Source organism: Lysinibacillus sp. GW823-FHT06C08 (assembly GCF_058795135.1).
On record NZ_JBXAHN010000005.1, the window covers coordinates 208,120 to 227,158 of the forward strand.

At 36.8% G+C, this 19,039-nt stretch carries 20 protein-coding genes and 1 riboswitch; of the genes, 13 read left to right on the forward strand and 7 right to left on the reverse strand.

The features are described 5' to 3' along the window. The 3 genes from AC1Q6O_RS13990 to AC1Q6O_RS14000 are packed head-to-tail and all read left to right on the forward strand — an operon-like array spanning position 1 to position 2,937. Complete coding sequence (locus AC1Q6O_RS13990) at positions 1-789, forward strand: thioesterase II family protein (RefSeq protein WP_008178530.1); 789 nt, start codon at positions 1-3, stop codon at positions 787-789. Further along, positions 779-2,167: a lysine 2,3-aminomutase gene (gene kamA / locus AC1Q6O_RS13995; RefSeq protein ID WP_089986374.1), complete on the forward strand. Its 1,389-nt coding sequence runs from the start codon at positions 779-781 to the stop codon at positions 2,165-2,167. Before AC1Q6O_RS13990 ends, kamA begins: the two co-directional genes overlap by 11 nt. A gap of 14 nt (positions 2,168-2,181) precedes the next feature. Continuing rightward, positions 2,182-2,937 carry a class I SAM-dependent methyltransferase gene (locus AC1Q6O_RS14000; protein WP_346037859.1) on the forward strand — a complete coding sequence of 252 codons (756 nt, stop codon included), beginning with the start codon at positions 2,182-2,184 and terminating at the stop codon, positions 2,935-2,937. Between the two features lie 316 nt (positions 2,938-3,253). Here AC1Q6O_RS14000 and AC1Q6O_RS14005 read toward each other — a convergent pair whose 3' ends face one another. Genes AC1Q6O_RS14005 through crcB form a run of 3 tightly spaced genes read right to left on the reverse strand, consistent with a single transcriptional unit; the run spans position 3,254 to position 4,304 of the window. Continuing rightward, on the reverse strand, positions 3,254-3,601 hold the full coding sequence (locus tag AC1Q6O_RS14005; RefSeq protein ID WP_239355155.1) for a hypothetical protein: 348 nt from the start codon (positions 3,599-3,601) through the stop codon (positions 3,254-3,256). Positions 3,602-3,615: 14 nt separating this feature from the next. Beyond that, a complete protein-coding gene (locus AC1Q6O_RS14010; protein WP_008178522.1) occupies positions 3,616-3,945 on the reverse strand; it encodes a fluoride efflux transporter FluC in 330 nt (109 codons plus the stop codon). After that, positions 3,942-4,304 (reverse strand): fluoride efflux transporter CrcB, encoded by a 363-nt coding sequence (gene crcB, locus AC1Q6O_RS14015; protein WP_008178520.1) that lies wholly within the window; start codon positions 4,302-4,304, stop codon positions 3,942-3,944. The genes AC1Q6O_RS14010 and crcB overlap by 4 nt, the downstream gene beginning before the upstream one ends. Before the next feature lie 989 nt (positions 4,305-5,293). On the opposite strand from crcB, the gene AC1Q6O_RS14020 reads away from it, so the two are divergent. Together AC1Q6O_RS14020 and AC1Q6O_RS14025 are read left to right on the forward strand one after the other, a co-directional pair. Continuing rightward, positions 5,294-7,036, forward strand: a complete 1,743-nt coding sequence (locus tag AC1Q6O_RS14020) for an ABC transporter ATP-binding protein (protein ID WP_008178515.1) — start codon at positions 5,294-5,296, stop codon at positions 7,034-7,036. Next, positions 7,033-8,766 carry an ABC transporter ATP-binding protein gene (locus tag AC1Q6O_RS14025; RefSeq protein WP_089986377.1) on the forward strand — a complete coding sequence of 578 codons (1,734 nt, stop codon included), beginning with the start codon at positions 7,033-7,035 and terminating at the stop codon, positions 8,764-8,766. The genes AC1Q6O_RS14020 and AC1Q6O_RS14025 overlap by 4 nt, the downstream gene beginning before the upstream one ends. A gap of 235 nt (positions 8,767-9,001) precedes the next feature. Here the strand turns inward: AC1Q6O_RS14025 and AC1Q6O_RS14030 are convergent, their stop codons facing one another. Continuing rightward, a complete protein-coding gene (locus tag AC1Q6O_RS14030; protein ID WP_008178511.1) occupies positions 9,002-9,370 on the reverse strand; it encodes a hypothetical protein in 369 nt (122 codons plus the stop codon). Positions 9,371-9,586: 216 nt separating this feature from the next. Here AC1Q6O_RS14030 and AC1Q6O_RS14035 point away from each other — a divergent pair, with 216 nt between their 5' ends. The 3 genes from AC1Q6O_RS14035 (at position 9,587) to AC1Q6O_RS14045 (ending at position 11,895) form a co-directional block, all read left to right on the forward strand. Continuing rightward, the gene (locus tag AC1Q6O_RS14035) at positions 9,587-10,342 is read left to right on the forward strand and encodes an SDR family NAD(P)-dependent oxidoreductase (protein WP_008178510.1); all 756 of its coding nucleotides are present in this window, start codon (positions 9,587-9,589) and stop codon (positions 10,340-10,342) included. Positions 10,343-10,367: 25 nt separating this feature from the next. Further along, complete coding sequence (locus AC1Q6O_RS14040; protein ID WP_025117349.1) at positions 10,368-10,802, forward strand: MarR family winged helix-turn-helix transcriptional regulator; 435 nt, start codon at positions 10,368-10,370, stop codon at positions 10,800-10,802. A 319-nt stretch (positions 10,803-11,121) separates the two neighbouring features. Then, positions 11,122-11,895 carry an IclR family transcriptional regulator gene (locus tag AC1Q6O_RS14045; RefSeq protein WP_008178508.1) on the forward strand — a complete coding sequence of 258 codons (774 nt, stop codon included), beginning with the start codon at positions 11,122-11,124 and terminating at the stop codon, positions 11,893-11,895. Positions 11,896-11,918: 23 nt separating this feature from the next. Here AC1Q6O_RS14045 and AC1Q6O_RS14050 read toward each other — a convergent pair whose 3' ends face one another. After that, positions 11,919-13,133 (reverse strand): aminotransferase class V-fold PLP-dependent enzyme, encoded by a 1,215-nt coding sequence (locus AC1Q6O_RS14050; protein ID WP_492401541.1) that lies wholly within the window; start codon positions 13,131-13,133, stop codon positions 11,919-11,921. A gap of 14 nt (positions 13,134-13,147) precedes the next feature. Next, positions 13,148-14,233: a M24 family metallopeptidase gene (locus AC1Q6O_RS14055; protein ID WP_492401542.1), complete on the reverse strand. Its 1,086-nt coding sequence runs from the start codon at positions 14,231-14,233 to the stop codon at positions 13,148-13,150. 302 nt (positions 14,234-14,535) lie between these two features. Between AC1Q6O_RS14055 and AC1Q6O_RS14060 the strand changes: the two genes are divergently transcribed. From AC1Q6O_RS14060 to lepB, 3 genes are all read left to right on the forward strand, one after another. Then, positions 14,536-15,474 carry an LCP family glycopolymer transferase gene (locus tag AC1Q6O_RS14060; protein WP_089987376.1) on the forward strand — a complete coding sequence of 313 codons (939 nt, stop codon included), beginning with the start codon at positions 14,536-14,538 and terminating at the stop codon, positions 15,472-15,474. Between the two features lie 345 nt (positions 15,475-15,819). Further along, complete coding sequence (locus AC1Q6O_RS14065; RefSeq protein ID WP_008178501.1) at positions 15,820-15,930, forward strand: hypothetical protein; 111 nt, start codon at positions 15,820-15,822, stop codon at positions 15,928-15,930. A 151-nt stretch (positions 15,931-16,081) separates the two neighbouring features. Beyond that, complete coding sequence (gene lepB, locus AC1Q6O_RS14070) at positions 16,082-16,642, forward strand: signal peptidase I (RefSeq protein WP_036126595.1); 561 nt, start codon at positions 16,082-16,084, stop codon at positions 16,640-16,642. 7 nt (positions 16,643-16,649) lie between these two features. On the opposite strand, the gene AC1Q6O_RS14075 is transcribed toward lepB, so the two are convergent. After that, positions 16,650-16,886 (reverse strand): hypothetical protein, encoded by a 237-nt coding sequence (locus tag AC1Q6O_RS14075; protein ID WP_008178497.1) that lies wholly within the window; start codon positions 16,884-16,886, stop codon positions 16,650-16,652. Between the two features lie 160 nt (positions 16,887-17,046). Further along, a riboswitch (purine riboswitch) is annotated at positions 17,047-17,146 on the forward strand. 205 nt (positions 17,147-17,351) lie between these two features. On the opposite strand from AC1Q6O_RS14075, the gene AC1Q6O_RS14080 reads away from it, so the two are divergent. Beyond that, the gene (locus AC1Q6O_RS14080) at positions 17,352-18,542 is read left to right on the forward strand and encodes an MFS transporter (RefSeq protein WP_025117356.1); all 1,191 of its coding nucleotides are present in this window, start codon (positions 17,352-17,354) and stop codon (positions 18,540-18,542) included. Between the two features lie 90 nt (positions 18,543-18,632). Continuing rightward, on the forward strand, positions 18,633-18,920 hold the full coding sequence (locus tag AC1Q6O_RS14085; RefSeq protein WP_008178492.1) for a hypothetical protein: 288 nt from the start codon (positions 18,633-18,635) through the stop codon (positions 18,918-18,920). Positions 18,921-19,039 lie beyond the last annotated feature (119 nt).

Sequence of the window (19,039 nt, forward strand, 5' to 3'; positions counted from 1 at the left end):
ATGAAACAAGAAAAAGGATATTTAGTATATAACCCAAGTCCACATGCAAAATTAAAATTGCTATGTTTTCATCATGCTGGAGGTTCAGCACTTTCAATGGTTCCTTTAGTGAGAGATTTACCTGAAGATGTAGAAGTATGTTTGTTTGAATTACCTGGTAGAGGAATGACAAATGATTTACCCTTCCTATCAACATTTTGTGAGGCAAAAGAATATCTATTTAAAACGGTATTTCATTATATTGATCGCCCAGCTGTTTTATTTGGTCATAGTTTGGGAGGACTATTTGTCTATGCTTTATCAAGTTTACTGGATGAGAAAAGTCAATATATTAAAAAATTAATTATTTCAGCTGCTAGGTCCCCCATAACTGTAGCTAATCATGCGACGTATCCTGAAGCTCCGTTTACGAGGCGAACGAGGGAAAGTATTATAGCAGATATTAGAAGGCTAGGTGGAGTGCCAAATGAGCTTGAGTCTGACTCGAGACTATTCAATTCAATAGTGGATGTTACAGGCAGAGATTTTCATTTGCTTGATACATTTAAATTCGATGATAAAGCATTGGTCAACTATCCAATGGAACTTTGGTTAGGTACACAAGATTCAGCAGTTCCTGATGGGGAAGTTAAACTGTGGGAGAAAATGGCGCTCAATGACTATAAATGTAGGTATTTTAATGGTGGTCATTTTTACTTGAGTGAGAATGAGGAGCCTGCTAAAGAATTGAGACAGGAACTCATGAATATTTATACCAACATCAAAGGAGGGGTGATTCATGCAAACTAAACTTAAACCAGGTGAAAGAAGACATTATAGGGAAATTGAACTTTGGAAAGATATTACCAAAGAGCAATGGGATGATTGGCATTGGCAATTAACGAACACTATTAAAACTTTAGATGATTTAAAGAAAGTTGTAAACTTAACTGAGGAAGAAGAAGAAGGAGTCAAAATTTCTCTACAAACGATTCCTTTAAATATAACTCCTTATTATGCATCTTTAATGAATCCTGATGATGTACGATGTCCAATACGTATGCAGTCAGTGCCATTATCTGCTGAAATTATGAAGAGTCATTATGATCTAGAGGATCCATTGGATGAAGATGAAGATTCCCCTGTACCAGGTATAACTCATAGGTATCCTGATAGAGTATTGTTCCTAGTTACCAACCAATGCTCCATGTATTGTCGATATTGTACAAGAAGAAGATTTTCTGGGCAGGTGGGGATGGCAGTACCTAAAAAGCAGCTTGATAGAGCTATTGATTATATTAGGAATAATGAAGAAATTAGAGACGTTTTATTGTCTGGCGGAGATGCTTTATTAATTAACGATAAAATTCTTGAATATATTTTAAGCAGTTTAAGAGATATACCGCATGTTGAAATAATTCGGATTGGTACTAGAGCACCAGTCGTATTTCCTCAAAGAATAACGACTGAGTTGTGTTCGATTCTAAAAAAATATCATCCTGTATGGCTAAATACACACTTTAATACGTCGATCGAGTTAACTGATGAGGCGAAAGAAGCCTGCGAGAAGTTAGTCAATGCGGGGGTTCCAGTGGGGAACCAGTCTGTTATTCTGACAGGGATAAATGATAGTGTGCCAATAATGAAAAAATTAGTACATGATTTAGTGAAAATCAGAGTTAGACCATACTATATTTATCAGTGTGACCTGTCTGAGGGGATTAGCCATTTTAGAGCGCCTATTTCTAAAGGATTGGAAATAATTGAATCTTTAAGAGGACATACTTCTGGTTATGCTGTGCCCACATTCGTGGTAGATGCACCAAACGGAGGTGGGAAGATAGCGTTACAGCCAAATTATATACTTTCCCAGAGTCCTGAGAAAGTAGTTTTAAGAAATTATGAAGGCGTTATTTCTTCTTATCCAGAGATAAAGCACTATGAATCAGGTACAGCCGATAGTTATTTTTCTGAAGTTTATGATTTAAAATCATATGACTCAACAGGCGTTTCAAAGCTTTTAGAGACTGAACCTTCGAAAAGCTTAGTACCTACAAATCTTCGACGGTATAAATTAAGAGAAAGATATAAAGAAGAGGGAGTGGAGACATTAAAGGATAAAAGAGAGAATAGAGATGTTTTAAAACAAAAGAAAATGTTACAAGCACAGAAAACAAATAAATGTTAGATAGGGGAATCGTGATGGTAAGCTTTTATGGTAGTTTATCTACAGAATTATATGATATAGATAAATATATTGGTAAATCATTTGGAGATGTAGAGTATTATTCAAAAAGGTTAGAAGGTGTAAAGGGAAAGATATTAGAGCCTGCCGTTGGTAATGGTCGTATCCTAATACCTTTATTGCATAAAGGACTAAATATTGAAGGTTTTGATCTTTCTGATGACATGTTACAATTATGCAAAAAAAATTGTGCAGAAAGTGAGCTTACACCAAATCTATATTCATTAAATATGTGCAATTTTTCTTTGGAACAAAAATATGAGGCGATTATTATTCCGACTGGTTCATTCCTATTATTACATCAAAGAGAAGATTCTTTAAAAGCCTTAAAGTGTTTTTATGATCATTTAGAGGATGGAGGCCGTTTAATAGTAGACACTTTCCTTCCTGATTCTTTTGAGAAGGGGTATGTTTCAACTAGAGTATTTAAGAATCAAAACGGTGACTCTATAACATTGGAAGAAGTATTGGTAGATGTGGATTACATTAATCAATTTACGATTACTCACAATAAATATCAGAAATGGGAAAACACTAAACTAATTGATACTGAGTTAGAGATCTTCCCGTTAAAGTGGTATGGAGTAGAAGAGTTTAGAGGAATTTTACAAGATATTGGATTTAAGGATGTAACGATTTCTTCAGATTATGAGTATAATAAATATCCAACAAATGGTTCACAGGTATTTACGTATGAAGCAATAAAAGAATAGCACTTAATAATGATAACCCGCAATAAAAGGTGTTTGTTATTCAAGTCCTTAAAAGTTCGATTGGTAAACGATTTGTTTACCAATCGAACTTTTTCCTTTTTTGTTGAAAGTAGTATGGGACACGTTTTCAGTAGAGCAAGGGCAAAAGAATACGGTGAGTCAAGTTTTGAGGTAAATCACATCAATTAACTGCACAAGATGACAGAAGGAAAAAGGCTAGATTCACAACAGACAACTGCATTTGATTCGACAGAGGATGGGAAAATAAAAGAACCTATACATTTAAAATAGGCGCCCTTATAAAACTAAGAGACGCCTAAAACATTTGCGGTAAAAATTCTTTCATGAAGCGTTGATTTTTCCGTAACCATATTTTTAATATCATCCGATGTGTTAATAATCGATGCCGCTTATTGGGCCTTGTCTTCGCTTCAATTAAGCTTTGTAGTAGAATACAAGTTTCCGTGGCAAAGGCTTGGGGCTCTACGAGAACATCAAGCTTATAGTCGATGAGCTGTGCTGCCTGAACCTTTGCAAGTAGTTGAGCAAATTGTGTGTTCATCGCCGCATAATTTTCTGCTAATTCTAGGTCGATCAGGGTAGAGAGTGCATGTTCAATCTCAAGTTCTAATTCTTGTAGTAGCTCATTGGATGGCTGTGTCATTCCTATCACCTCTTTTACACGGCAAAATAACCAATGGTGGCAAATAGTATGCCAAACAGCAGGGTACTAGCGATATAGCTTATTACTTGCCCCCATTTTCGCTGTTCAATTAACTGTAATGATTCAAATCCAAAAGTCGAAAATGTTGTATAAGCTCCTAAAAAACCAATGCCAATCAGCTGCCATAACCAATCACTGAGATGGAGGGCAAAAACAAGACCGAGTGCAAAGGAACCTGTACAATTGATAATAAAAGTTGCCCACGGATACGGATGGGCCAATAGTTTGCCTAAATAAAACCTTAAAATGGCGCCAAAAAATCCACCAATCCCGACAAGAATCATGCCAGTCGCCCCCTTGCAAGACGAATACCCAACCAGGCGCATATTAAACCGCCTACAACACTTATGACAACATAGAGAACTGCTAGGAGCCACTCATTTTGTTGAACGAGTAATAATGTCTCTAAGGAAAATGTTGAATAAGTAGTAAAGGCTCCGCAAAAACCAGTGCCAATCCCAAGTACAACGGGTGTGCGCTTTGTAAAAGTAGTGAAAAGCCATGCTAGGCAAAAGCAGCCAAGTAAATTTATACATAATGTTGTGGATGGAAAACCTTCCGAGTTTGGAATGGCAAGGCTCAGGCCATATCGGCAAATGGCTCCAACAATGCCGCCAATCCCTACAATGAAAAATGATTTCAACGTAAAGACCCCTTACTTAAATGACTATTATTAAAAAGTGTATCACGAGAAGAAAATTTTAGGAATATTCGATAGTGGGAAATTCAATAAATGACCGAATATGTCCCTAGAAGATGTTTAACTAGTTATATAGTTGATAGATCGTACTATAGAAGGGGTGAATGATTATGCTGTAACGATATAATATATAAACATAGTTTTTTCGGTAGGTTTGAGAAAATTTGGAGTCTAGTTGCTAGCTAAAAAAGAGGTACAGGCAATACATGCAAAAATCACCGCTTACGGGTTATCCGTAAACGGCTAAACCAGTAACGGAAAACCCGCCACTACTAATTAATAAATAACTAAATAATAAATAACTAAAAAATAATAATGATGATATATAGACAGCTAGAAAGAAAAAGAAGAATGCTACTTTCTTAAAAGATCGCTGAGCTCGTAGCAAAATTTTTCTCACGCCAGTTCATTTCAGTCTTTAGGTTAATGTAAGCTATCAAAAAATAATGTAATGTTAAAAGCAATAAATGACGAACATGCTTTCCTTTTGGGTCTTTGGTATAAAATTGTATTTTAGTGCTTTAAAGCGCTAACTATTTCCCTGAAAATGATAAAAAATAACTGGGGAATAGTTGACAATTATTTCTATAGTGTGATAATCTTCAAGAACACTATAACAAATAAACCAAAGGAGGGCATGACAATGTTAATTTCATCAGTATCATATTCAATCACAGCTACATACATTGTCCATGCCTAACGCTTATTTAAGATTGCACATAAAGGTATGGATTTGTTCCTGCCTTTTATAAGAGACACATGCTCTTTGGAGGGGTATGTGTCTTTTTTGGTGCCTAAAAAGGTTATAGTGAAAACCAAAAAAGGAGTGTATGTTTATGCGAAACACTGTACGACGAATGATTTTCAAAAAGGAATTTCTAGAAAGTGGGTAGCCATGCTACAACAGTACGGAAGAAAGAAGGTTATCATGTATGTTTGATGTTTTAAGTAAATTAGGCTGGTTCTTCAAACGATATTGGAAACAATATACAGTCGCGATTGTGCTATTGATGATTGCCAGTGGGTTAGAGGTTGTCCCTCCGTATTTACTGGGCTCAATTATTGATATATTGACTGCAGGGGAAATGACGCCAGCTATTTTAACAAAGTATGTGTTTATTTTTGTCGGGATTATTATTGGGGGTTATCTGCTAAATTTTGTGTGGCAATTCCGACTATTTGAAGGGGCTATTAACCTTGAAAAAATTTTACGTCGTAATTTGATGCAGCATTTTTTACGAATGACTCCAACCTTTTATGAAAAAAATCGCACCGGGGACTTAATGGCTCGGGCAACAAATGACTTAAATGCCGTTTCTACGACTGCGGGATTTGGGATTATGACGTTGATTGACTCAACGATTTATATGGGTTTTATCATTTTTGCAATGGGCTATATGATTTCTTGGAAGCTAACACTCTTTGCTATGCTACCCGTTCCTATTATGGCCATCCTCATTCAATATTTAGGAAAGATTGTTCATGAACGTTATATGAAGGCTCAGGATTCTTTTGGAGAATTAAACGACAGTGTTCTTGAATCAGTCGCAGGTGTGCGAGTAGTGCGTGCCTATGTGCAGGAAAAAAAGGATGAGGCTAATTTTGCGGATATGAGTGAAATCGTTTATGAGAAAAATATTCATACGGCTAAAATTAACGCTTTATTTGGCCCGATTACTAAAGTGGGCACAGGAATCAGCTATGTTGTTGCGCTCGGATATGGTGCTCATTTAGTGGCAACGGAGGCCATGACGGTAGGGCAACTTGTTACCTTTAATGTTTATTTAGGATTAGCGGTTTGGCCAATATTTGCCATTGGAGAGCTGATCAATGTCATGCAACAAGGGAATGCATCACTCGATCGTGTACAGGAAACGTTAAACTATGAGGCGGATGTTCAAAATATTCCGAATCCCCAAATGATTGCGACACCTAAAGCGATTGGTTTTGATGATTTAACATTCCAATATCCAATGAGCCAAGTGAAAAATCTACAACAAGTTTCATTGTCATTGAAAAAAGGTCAAACACTTGGAATTGTTGGAAAGACAGGCGCGGGGAAAACAACCTTCCTCCGTCAATTATTACGTGAATATCCAATCGGTCAGGGACAGCTTTCTATTGACGGTATTGACATTACGGCTCAAACGAAGGAGCAGATTCTAGATTGGATTGGCTATGTACCACAAGACCATGTGTTATTCTCACGGACTATTCGTGAAAATATATTATTCGGGAAAGAAGATGCGACCCAGGCAGAATTGCAGCAGGCGATACGTGCGGCGTATTTTGAAAAGGATTTAGAAAATCTATCAATGGGTCTTGAAACGCTTGTAGGTGAAAAAGGTGTATCTCTTTCGGGCGGTCAAAAGCAACGTGTATCCATTGCTCGCGCATTAATTAAAGATCCTGAAATTTTAATGCTAGATGATTCACTGTCAGCTGTTGACGCAAAGACAGAAGCTAGAATTATTGAAAATATTCAGCGAGAGCGTGATGGGAAAACAACGATTATTACCACGCACCGATTATCGGGTATTCAACATGCTGATATTATTATCGTGTTGGATGATGGGCAAGTTGTTGAGCAAGGAACACATGAGGAACTTCTTTCACGACAAGGATGGTACAAGGAGCAATTTGACCGTCAGCAGCTAGAAGGAGGTGCCTCATGAGTACGAGTCAACGTTTAATGCGCTATGCAATGTATTTTAAAAAGCCTATTTTTCTAGGCTTATTCTTCTTAACAATCGCCGTTTTTACGGAGCTTGTTGGGCCATTTATTGCTAAACATATTATTGATAATTACATGACGATTGGTCATATTGAAATCAAACCGATTACTTGGTTATTAATTGTTTATTTACTATTAGCTATTGCTACAGCGATATTACGCTATTTTATGTATATTTACTTACAAATAGGTGCGAATCGGGTTGTTCAAAAATTACGTAAAGATGTGTTTGAACATATTCAAACATTACCGATCCAGTACTTTGATAATTTACCAGCGGGCAAAATTGTTGCGCGTGTTACAAATGATACAGAGGCGGTTCGAAATTTATATGTACAGGTGCTCTCCAATTTTGTGACAAGCTTTATATCCATCTTTGGAGTTTATATAGCACTCTTTATTTTAAATTGGAAAATGGCAATGCTTGCTTTAACAATGATTCCTATTGTGTATTTATGGATGATTTTGTATCGAAAATTTGCTTCCAAATATAATGATGTGATCCGTACGAAAATTGCCGATATTAATGCCATGATTAATGAATCTATTCAAGGGATGACCATTATTCAAGCATTCCGACGTGAGCAACAAATGACGAAGGAATTTGATGATATGAATAATGAGCATTACGCTTACGAGCGAAAGCTTTTAGTTCTTGATTCAGCCACATCCTTTAACCTGGTGAATACTTTAAGGATGATTATGTTTACAGTCTTTATTGTCTATTTTGGTACACAATCCTATACAGCCACTGAAGTGATTTCAGCGGGTACATTATATGCGTTTGTCGATTATTTAACAAAGCTATTTAATCCTATTACGAATATCGTGAACCAATTTTCTCAGCTTGAACGTTCTCTAATTGCTGGGAAACGTGTGTTTGAGGTGCTAGATACAGATGGTGAGCCTGTATCAGAAAAAAGTTTACCAAGATATAAGGGCAATGTGCTTTTCGAGGATGTTTCATTTGCCTATAAGGACAATGAATACGTACTTAAGAACCTTTCATTCGAGGCACATCAAGGTGAAACCATCGCCTTAGTTGGTCATACAGGCTCCGGGAAAAGTTCGATTATGAACTTACTATTCCGCTTTTATGATCCATCAAAAGGGAAAATAACCATTGATGGTGTTGATATTACATCTGTCCCTCGTCAAACAATGCGGGAGCATATGGGAATTGTGCTTCAAGACCCGTATTTATTCACGGGAACCATTGCCTCCAATGTGAGCTTAAATAACCCAAACATTTCTCCAGAAAAGATTAAGGCTTCCTTAAATGCTGTTGGAGGAGAACGTGTTTTAGCGAATTTACCAAATGGCTATGATGAGCCTGTAATCGAGAAGGGAAGTACATTATCTTCAGGACAACGTCAGCTCATTTCCTTTGCAAGAGCTCTTGCCTTCGATCCAGCCATTTTAATACTGGATGAAGCAACATCTAATATTGATACAGAGACAGAAGAGATTATTCAGCATGCCATGGATGTCCTGAAAAAAGGACGAACAACGTTTATTATTGCCCACCGACTTTCTACGATTAAAAACGCAGATCGAATCCTAGTGTTAGATCGAGGGGAAATTGTCGAGAATGGCACACATGATGAATTGCTTGAGCTTGGTGGAATTTATGAAAAAATGTATCAAATGCAAGCTAATTCCTTACAATAATTTAGATAATAAAATAACACGGGTCAGACCGTAGATAAGAGCCATTGAGAATACTAATCTCGATGGCTTTTATCATTTTCCTCCTGGACGCTCCCGAGGTAACTAGTACTTTTCTTCATGAATTTTACTGCTCTTGATGGATTGTCATGGAAATGAAAAAAGACTATAGGCAACTCAAAAGTTTTAGAGTTGATCTATAGTCTAATCCCACTTCTACTAAATTAGGGCATTTTATTTATTTCACATATTTAAAGACATTGACAAAGAATAACAGTACGGAAAGGGCTACAGCAATGCCGCCACCTGAAACGAATAGCTCAAATAACCACCGTGGCACATCTAGATAGACCATCATCATTCCAACTAATAGGAATGGAAGACCAATATTATAAAGCCAGAACTGTGCTTTAGCGAGACCTGTTTCCGCAGCATCTTTATAAGTCGAATAAATTAAACCAATGAATCCAGTAGTCAGCCAACCTACCACACCAATATGAGCATGTGTCGCTTTCCATTGAAGTTGAACAGTATAATGCATAAACAGTCCAAAAGCAAAAACAATCAATAAATAGAAGACTGAGAGCTTTATCCATTTAGCACCCATTTTCAACAACTCCTTTCCTGAAAGTGAATTTAGCTAGCTGCTACAGTATATTCGTGTCAAATAAAAATGATGCTTGTATGTATTTGAAAATATATGTCTTTTGTTGTTTTTTCTAACAGAAATAGAATGGGAGCTGTGACGGAAGTAAAATAGTTTAAATATAAATAGTTTATTGTTAAACTATTTTTTGAATAGATTAGAAGGAGATGTGTATGAATGGGTAAATTAGATAACAAAGTAGTCATTATTACTGGTGGTGCAGGTGGTATTGGCAGTGGTATGGCTAAAGCAATGGCAAAGGAAGGAGCCATTGTCACGATTGTTGACTTAAATGCAGAAGCAGGCGAAGCCATGGAGAAAGATTTACAACAAATTTCTCCAAAGTCTATGTTCTTGCAAGCAAATTTAATGGAACGAGATCAATTACCAAAAATTATCGATACAGTTGTAGAAAAATACGGTAAACTAGATGTGCTAGTTAATAACGCTCATGCTGCGAAACAAGTTACAATAGAAGAAACAACACAAGCGGATCTTGACTTATCATTTGGAACAGGTTTCTATCCGACATTTTATTTAATGCAGGCTGCATTACCACATTTAAAAGAAACACAAGGTAATATTATTAACTTTGCATCTGGAGCAGGTATCCAAGGCCATGAGACACAGGCAGCCTATGCTGCAGCTAAGGAAGCAATCCGAGGCATTTCTCGTGTTGCTGCAAATGAATGGGGCAGATATGGCATTAACGTCAATATCATTAGCCCACTTGCAGATTCACCAGGTGTACAAGCATGGGCAAAAGCACAGCCAGAGTATTATGAAGCAGTGAGAAATAAAATTCCACTAGGTCGTTTTGGTCATATTGAGCAGGATATCGGACGAGTAGCTGTCTTCTTAGCTTCCGACGATTCGCAATACATTACAGGTCAAACGATTATGGTAGATGGTGGTTCATTAATGCTTCATTAATGCTAGGCGTTTGAGGAGGATTTTTTTGAAACAGACAAGTATTTTTAAACTGATTCATATGATTGAACAGGTGAATAACGCCAATATTATACGTTTTACAAAAGCGTTTCCTTATCCATTAGGAATTTCACCAATTTTAGTATTAAATGAGCTGCATGTTAAAGGCCCTCAAAAACAGGCAGAATTAGCTGAAACCATTGGCTATACAAAAGGTGCAATGACAAGCATTGCTGAAAAATTAGTCAAGCTTGGATTAGCTGAAAGACTGTATGATCCATCTGATCGCCGTACCATTCGCCTGGACATTACTGATGAGGGAAAAGTAGCCCTATCAAAGGCTCAATCTATAGGGAAAGAAGTCTTTGTACAACTTTTTGAAGTATTAGATGATACAGAAATTGCCCAATATTTACAGATTCAAGAGAAGCTAGTACAGGGCATTCAAAATAAAAATGAATAACTAAAATTTATTTTATGTAAGAAGATGACCTATCCAAATCAACTCACCTCGATCAATTTTTTAGAGGTGGGTTGATTTTTTATTGTATATTTGTTGATTAACTAACAAGAAGGAATGAAAGCATAGCCTCAAGACTAGTCAAATACCATAAACAGGAAAGCGAGCTAGAGGTACATCTGATCATCTACTAAATGTTGTTGAATCTTTGCAGAAAAAAATATGTGCATCAATTTGTAAAATAGTTGAATTTATTGAAAATTGTCCGCCTTCATTTTATAATACAATTACGGTTCTATTATAGAGACATATGAGGTGTAAGATGACATTAAAAACATTAGATAACTCATTAGAGGTTCTAAAATATTTTAATAAAGAAAATCCTACATGGGGTGTTCGAGAATTAGCGAAAGAAATGAACATTAGCCATTCTATTATTTATAGGATTTTAGCTACATTTGAAAATCAGGGCTTTCTAATTCAACACCCTGAGACAAAGAAGTATGAACTTGGGCTTCGTTTTCTAGAGTACGGTCAGATGGTAAAGGATAAATTAAACCTTTCTGATTTTGTATTACCCATTATGAAAAATCTGGCTGAAGCCATTAAGGAATCCGTATTTCTAACATGGCTAGATGGCACAGATGGCGTGACAGTAGAGATTGCAGAGAGTTCTCAAACTATTAAGTTTTCTGTGTCAATTGGCACACGCACCCCATTACATATCGGGGCATCATGTAAAACAATCATGGCTTTTCTTCCAGAGGAGAAGAAAAAAGAGATTATGGACCATGGCATGAAAAAAGTAACCCCAGAAACGATTACAGACCCTGATCAAATGTTAGCCGATTTGGAGAAAATTCAACAGCAAGGCTGGTGCTTTACTACGGGAGAATATTCTCACTCGGTATTTGGGGTAGGGGTCCCTCTTTTTAATAGCAAAAAAGAAGTGATTGCTTCTCTAACCATTGCGGGTCCAATTTATCGTAAACCAACAGAGGAGAAGCTACCTGAAATGATTAATGTTCTTCAGTACGGCGCGATGAATATTCAACGATATTTCGATCAATATAGCTTTAAATTGTACCAAGAATAAGGATGGAAAAAAGCCCGCGATAGTTAATGACTATCTGGGGCCTTTGTTTTGGTTAGCTCAATGAATTCCTTGATGCTGGTTACCGCGCTATCGATTTCTTCGAATGTATTAAAATAATGAGGTGAAAAGCGAGCCATTTTACGAATATGATTGCGCTCCATGATAGTATTAGCCATAAAAGTACCAGCTTCTATAATAATGCCTCGATCTGCTAAAAAATTAGTAACATCATCTGGAGCAAGTCCCTCAATATTAAAGGGTGTAACCGATAATCGATATTCGCTATTTTGTGGGCCATAGAGGACAATGCCTGGAATCGTTTTAAGCTGCTCGATTAAATACTTCGTCAGCTGTTGAACACGCTCATATATTGGCTGCATACCAATCGCATTTGCGTAATCGATGGCCGCCCCTAACCCTAATATACTTGGAATGACAGGACAGCCTGGCTCAAAACGTTTAGCTGTCTCTACGAATGAGTAATCGTTGTTTTCATAATTCCAGTTCGTGCTACCCCAGCCGATCATGATAGGGGTAATGGTTGGAATCAAGGCTTGTCGCACATATAAAAGACCAGAGCCTTCTGGACCACGTAGCCACTTTCGCCCACTAGCGACTAAAAAATCACAGCCTAGCTCTTCCACATGGATAGGGAGTAAACCGACTGTTTGATTGGCATTAATGAACGTAAGCACGTTGTATTGTTGAGCAAGCTGACAGATTTCCCTTGCTGGCTGAAGGGCACCTGCAGCGTTTGACATATGGGCAAAGGCTATTAATCTTGTACGAGGTGTTATGAGCTGTTCAAGCTCTTGTAAGTCCACTATATAGTCCGCATTGGTTTTCAAAACTTTTAAGTGAACTCCTCGTTGCTGAAGGGCAAGCCAAGGTACATAATTACTTAACATTTCTGTATCAAGTATGATCACCTCATCATCTAATTGCCAATCTATGCCACCTGAAATATAATTAATAGCCATTGAACCATTTGGTACAAAGGCAATTTCCTCTTTTTTGGCACCGATAAATAAAGCCGTTTTTTCCCGAATTTGCTCTACCTGTTCATACGTTTCTTTACGAAAAGAAGGTAAATAAGGGCCGATACTCGCCTGTTTTTGAAGATAACTTATCATAACATTCACTACAGGCTGAGGCATGGCCGAAGCGGCAGCTGTATTCAAATATATATATTGCTCTAGCAGGGGCATATCCTTTTGAATGGTCATCATATCCATCATTGCATTCACCAGCCTTATAAAATGATTAATTCTTTTGAAAAGGTCATTAAATTCTCGTAACCATTATTCGTAACTATGAGATTATCCTCGATCCGAACCCCGGCAACATCCTGTATATAAATTCCGGGCTCCACAGTAAATGCCATGCCTTCTTCTAACACAAGTGAGTTACGTTGCATTAAGTAAGGTTCTTCGTGAGCGCTCAAACCAATGCCATGACCAAGTCGATGTGTGAAATAGTCACCATAACCACCATCGCGAATAATTTCTCTTGCAATGCTATCTAGGCTTTGGGCAGTCGTCCCTGGCTTAATAGCTTCTATCGCTGCTTCATTGGCTTGTTTAACAAGGCTATAAATGTTTTGTAACGTTGGAGATACATCTCCTAAAGCTACTGTTCTAGTCATATCAGCCACATAGCCCTTATAAATAGCACCAAAATCAATGACAGTGAATTCGCCTGCTTCTATTTTTTTAGTGCTTGCTCTGCCATGTGGGAGTGCACCACGATAACCTGAAGCAACAATAGTGCCAAATGGTGTTCCTTCTGAACCACGACGTCTCATTTCATATTCCAATTGAGCTGCTACTTCCATTTCGGTCACACCCACTTGTATCGTCGGTAAAGTAGCTGCAAGACTTTCCTCGACAATTTGTACAGCCTGTCGCATGTAGGCTAGTTCTTGCAGATCTTTTTTCATGCGTAATTCGCGAATGGACTCGCCAATATCAGATAAGTTTTCATATGTAAGCATTTCAATCGATTTCTGTTCATGGACACGCATAGTGTCAAATTCTACACCAATGGTCTGCAATGTTCCCATTTCCTTTTTTAGTCGCTGAATCGCCAGTGTAGGCCCTTCCTCATCAGAATAGGATAAAATAACGCCACCATTGCTAAGATCAACTTTATTTAGTTCTACTTGTGGCAAAATAAAATATAAATCATTATTAGCCGTTATAACAGCAAATGTTAGACGTTCACTTTGCTTTAGATGAAGACCAGTAAAATAATGCATATTTGGCCCTGGTACCAAAATAGCTATATCCATATGCTGCTGCATACGGGAAACTAACTTCTCTCTTCTTGTTTGAAACATAGGGTGATTCCTCCTAAAGGTAAGCAATAATAAGTTGGTAAAACGTTTCTAATATAGAGACGTTGTATCTTAAAAATATTATAAATCAACAATAATGAATTTTCAATTTATTAAAGCGGAGAAACATACAATAGTAAAGGAAATGAAATAACAAATGTGGGAATAGTTTGGGGTAAATAAAGTAAATACTAGTGTACGTCTTTTTTTCGTCTAATATGCATATAAGTAGACTAGATAAACTTTTTTCCAACTTAATACGTCAAAAAGAGGGGCAAAATTGTTAAGCAAGAGAGGACTAACGTATGGAAAAAAACATGAAACGCTCTAAAGAGAAAAAGAGCAAGAAAAAATTATGGCTGTGGATCGTTGGTAGCCTACTAACTATTTTTTTAATTTTTATAGGAACTGCCTACTTTACCATCCAAAAAACAATGAACAAAATAAATACACCACTTTTACAAACAACAGATGCAGCACAGCTAGAAGAAAAAACAGTGATTAAAAAAGAACCTTTCTCGGTTCTGATGCTAGGCGTAGATGAACGAAAAGATGATAGTGGACGTTCTGATACGATGATTGTGATTACTGTGAATCCGGAAAAGCAAACAATGAAAATGCTTAGTATTCCCCGTGATACTCGTACAGAAATTGTCGGTCATGATACCGTTGATAAAATAAATCATGCCTACGCTTTTGGTGGTGTTCCAATGGCTGTAGATACGGTAGAAAATTTTCTAAATATACCGATTGATTACTATGTGTTTATTAATATGGAGGGCTTTTTACAAATTATAGATACGCTTGGTGGCGTGACAATTAACAATGATATGGATTTAACCTATGACGAATATCATTACCCAAAAGGAGAAATCACATTAGATGGTAATGAAGCACTTATTTTTTCCCGTATTCGTTATGAAGATCCACGAGGAGATTTTGGACGTCAAATTCGACAGCGACAAATTATTGAAGCGGTTATGAAAAAGGCCTCAACTCCGGCTACATTATTAAAGGCAACAGATATGCTGACGGTTTTAGGCGATAACGTTCGCATGAATTTCTCAGTAAAAGAGCTTATTCAGCTTCAAGGTATTTATAAGAAAATGGATAAGGGTATTGAGCAATTATCATTTGAACAAGGTGATGGTGAAAGGATTAACCGCATTTGGTACTACATTCCGAACGAGGAAGAGCTTCAAAAAATACAAGCCGATCTAAAAAACCATTTACAAAGCAAGTAAGCTTTTGCTTACAACAAGTATAATATATATGTAAAATTTTTGGCCATGAAGGGAGGGAGATGAATGAATGGGAGGACCCAGGTCCTTAGGTATACAGCTCTTAATCATTGCATGCAAAGCTATGTACCTAAACGCAAAACGCGAAGAAATCCAGTCCGTTCAACTATTAGAGGCCTACAAATATTATGTTTAAAATTATTTATGTAGTGCATAAAAAATCATTCATGTAGGGTGCATGCCTAGTTGAATGATTTTTTTTGACATGAATCATTTATCTATATTTCTTGAAATATCTGAAAATTCGATGTATACTGATATTAGAAATGGTTCAAAGGAGTGATTGTGATGATTATAGGCACAATTTTATTAGCAATTGCATTACCAGTTGGTATCGTATTAGCAGTAGATTTATTGAACGAGCAGCAACAGGTTGCTCCACAATCTAACCATTCTTAATTGGCAAATAAACAGAATCAGATATTTCTAGACAATGCTACATAGTAGCCTTGTCTATTTTTTATGGCGAATGAAACAATTTGTGTGATTCATTCGTCAATGAAGTATAGAAAATGTTATACTATTAAAAAAACAGTATCGGGGAATGAACATGCAAGAGGAAAAAACAACAAGCTTTAAAAAAGAACTATTATCCTACATCAAAATTATTGTCATTACAGCAATTGTCGTGTTTGGCTGTAAGCAATTTTTATTTGCCCCCATTAAAGTACAGGGGGCATCGATGTACCCAACCTACCATGATAAAGATGTGATAATTGTAAGTAAAACAAGTAAAATCGAGCGTTTTGATCAAATTGTTTTCCAATCACCTGTAGAAGATGAACTATATATTAAACGTGTCATCGGTGTACCAGGTGATAAGGTGGAAATGAAAGATGATGTATTGTATGTGAATGGCAAAGCCTACAAAGAAGATTACGTCAATCGTGAAACAGATGATCCTAACCAATTACGCATTACTGAAAACTTTACATTAGAGCAATTAGTGAATGAAAAAGAGGTGCCAAAGGGCATGTATTTTGTGCTTGGGGACAATCGCCTAAAAAGTAGTGATAGTCGCCATTATGGTTTAATTTCAGAGGATGCTGTTTATGGCGAGTCGAAATTAATCGTCTATCCATTTAAGCATTTTCACGTTGGCTCAAAATAAGAAATGATTAAGAGGCTACTTTAATAGTGGCCTCTTTCTCTTTATGGGATGGTACATCTTTACATATTTTATAAGAGGGATAATAAACACAAATCATTGAATTTTCAACGGTTTCTTTAATAGGGGTTTGATTACTTCTTATGTGAGAACTGAGAGCTGGTTCTTCGATTGTGAGCTCTTCGGCTACTAATTCAACACCATAAAATAGTAATAAAAAATAGCATACAAATCCTACTATTCGCAAACAATCACCTCGTAAAATAGTTATTGTATGTTATTATGTATGGTCAAATTCATCAAAATATAAGCAGAAAATCGAAATTTTCTCTCGAGTAAACGAAATTTTTATGAAATGAACTCTATGAAAAAAAGGTATTGTCAATAAATTTTTCATGTGCTACTATAGCTAAAGTAAATATTTGAACTGTATAACCTCAATAATATGGATTGAGGGTCTCTACCAGGAACCATAAAATCCTGACTACAAAACTTTGTTTCATTTTTGTAGTCAGGATTTTTTTATTTTGATGCAGCCCATGATGTTGATATAGAAATGTCTGCTGAATCAAGCTCATGCAGCCTCAAACATATATTACAGATTTTGCAGTAGAGCTTATGTGGCAAGTTCTTCTGCAAAATCTGGACAGGGGTATCATGGCTGATGAAAAATCTCCTATAAAAGTGAAAATGTAACGAAAGGGAGATTTCAATGAATTGGAGAGTTTATATTCTTGCGGTGACTACCTTTGCAGTAGGTTTAGTTGAATTAATCGTAGGTGGAATCCTACCAAATATTGCAAAGGATTTGAATGTTTCTTTAGCAACAGCAGGGCAATTAATCACTATTTTTGCACTTGTTTATGCGATTTCAGCGCCTGTTCTACTATCTTTGACAGCGAAGGTAGAACGAAAACGCTTATTCCTTATATCCTTATTTATTTTTACATTAGGTAATTTAATGACCTTCTTTAGTACAACGTTCACCGTTGTCCTAATTGCCCGAATTTTTACAGCGATGAGTACAGCATTAGTCATCGTTCTATCATTAACGATTACAACGAGAATTGTAGAGCCTAGACACCGTGCGAAAGCATTGGGGCTTGTTTTTATGGGCGTAAGTTCTGCACTTGTTATCGGTGTGCCAATGGGGATTTTTATTACGGAAGCTTTCGGTTGGAGAGCCGTATTTTTAGGCATTAGTATTCTTTCAACAATCTCAATGGTTTTAATAGCTTTGTTATTAGACAAAATGCCAATCGGGGAAGTCGTACCACTGAAGAAGCAAATGAAGTCATTGGCGAATTTAAAAATCCTTACAGCGCAATTAACGACTTTGTTTATGCTAGCAGGTCATTATATGCTCTACGCATATTTAACACCCTTTTTAGTAGAAGCCTTTGATATGAATGCTTCATGGATTAGTATTTGTTACTTAATCTTTGGTATTGCCTCTGTGAGCGGTAATGCTGTAGGTGGTTGGGTGAGCGATAAAATCGGGACAAGTAAAGCCCTTATTTTAATCGTCTCTACATTTGCGCTTGTCTTGTTTAGTATCCCTTATACAGTCATTGCCTTACCGGTCTTTTTACTGTTTACCGTTTTATGGGGAGCATTGAGCTGGGCTTTAACACCGCCATTACAAAATTATTTAATTCAAGCAGATCCTCAATCATCCGATATACAGCAAAGCTTAAATACCGCTGCGCTTCAAATCGGGATTTCCATCGGCTCAGCGCTGGGTGGTGCCGTATTTGCCTTTACTGGTTCTGTCATGCATTTAGCAAGTTTCGGAACTCTATTAGTTCTCTGTGCTTTAGGATGTGCTATCTTCTCCATTAAAAGAGCGCCTGTCTCACATGAGCATTCTGCGGATTATTCATCAGCGCAGCATCACTCATAATAAATGGTGAAATTATCCAAAAGTGATCCTGCTATAGCAGGATAATAGCAGCCTGATAGCGAATGTAAGGATAGAGGAGGTTGGTAATAGATGCAAGTAGATTTAACCGATTTTCAAAATGTCAAAGTCATCGCGACGATTGATCAAACTTTTTATAGAAATGTAGGTGCTATCATATTATATGAAGAGGATTCACACACATTATCTGTACGAAAATTGACTCGGAAAACAGTGGATCATTTTATACCAACAGACGAACTCGAACACTTTACATTTGCCTCTCATGCAGATGCCATAAAGTTCACGCACAAGCTTACGCGCATGAGTGCCTTGGATTACTTATTAGTGGCCCATAAAGAGAGACCCATACAATCATAACTGCCTTTATAAGCATTGGGAAAATAAAACATTCCCAGTGCTTTTTTTTGTCTAAGTGAATCTATTTGAGTTTTCTCTATAAAAATTAATTTCTCACTAGTTTATTATCATACTCTAGT

Bases quoted from the DNA above. Each gene is read 5' to 3' on its own strand.
- kamA (WP_089986374.1), top strand. From the start codon at position 779: ATGCAAACTAAACTTAAACCAGGTGAAAGAAGACATTATAGGGAAATT.
- AC1Q6O_RS14055 (WP_492401542.1), bottom strand. From the start codon at position 14,233: ATGTTTCAAACAAGAAGAGAGAAGTTAGTTTCCCGTATGCAGCAGCAT.
- AC1Q6O_RS14020 (WP_008178515.1), top strand. From the start codon at position 5,294: ATGTTTGATGTTTTAAGTAAATTAGGCTGGTTCTTCAAACGATATTGG.
- AC1Q6O_RS14025 (WP_089986377.1), top strand. From the start codon at position 7,033: ATGAGTACGAGTCAACGTTTAATGCGCTATGCAATGTATTTTAAAAAG.
- lepB (WP_036126595.1), top strand. From the start codon at position 16,082: ATGCAAGAGGAAAAAACAACAAGCTTTAAAAAAGAACTATTATCCTAC.
- AC1Q6O_RS14065 (WP_008178501.1), top strand. From the start codon at position 15,820: ATGATTATAGGCACAATTTTATTAGCAATTGCATTACCAGTTGGTATC.
- AC1Q6O_RS14045 (WP_008178508.1), top strand. From the start codon at position 11,122: ATGACATTAAAAACATTAGATAACTCATTAGAGGTTCTAAAATATTTT.
- AC1Q6O_RS14010 (WP_008178522.1), bottom strand. From the start codon at position 3,945: ATGATTCTTGTCGGGATTGGTGGATTTTTTGGCGCCATTTTAAGGTTT.
- AC1Q6O_RS14080 (WP_025117356.1), top strand. From the start codon at position 17,352: ATGAATTGGAGAGTTTATATTCTTGCGGTGACTACCTTTGCAGTAGGT.
- AC1Q6O_RS14050 (WP_492401541.1), bottom strand. From the start codon at position 13,133: ATGATGGATATGATGACCATTCAAAAGGATATGCCCCTGCTAGAGCAA.
- AC1Q6O_RS14085 (WP_008178492.1), top strand. From the start codon at position 18,633: ATGCAAGTAGATTTAACCGATTTTCAAAATGTCAAAGTCATCGCGACG.
- AC1Q6O_RS14030 (WP_008178511.1), bottom strand. From the start codon at position 9,370: ATGGGTGCTAAATGGATAAAGCTCTCAGTCTTCTATTTATTGATTGTT.
- AC1Q6O_RS14000 (WP_346037859.1), top strand. From the start codon at position 2,182: ATGGTAAGCTTTTATGGTAGTTTATCTACAGAATTATATGATATAGAT.
- AC1Q6O_RS14060 (WP_089987376.1), top strand. From the start codon at position 14,536: ATGGAAAAAAACATGAAACGCTCTAAAGAGAAAAAGAGCAAGAAAAAA.
- AC1Q6O_RS14035 (WP_008178510.1), top strand. From the start codon at position 9,587: ATGGGTAAATTAGATAACAAAGTAGTCATTATTACTGGTGGTGCAGGT.
- AC1Q6O_RS13990 (WP_008178530.1), top strand. From the start codon at position 1: ATGAAACAAGAAAAAGGATATTTAGTATATAACCCAAGTCCACATGCA.
- AC1Q6O_RS14005 (WP_239355155.1), bottom strand. From the start codon at position 3,601: ATGACACAGCCATCCAATGAGCTACTACAAGAATTAGAACTTGAGATT.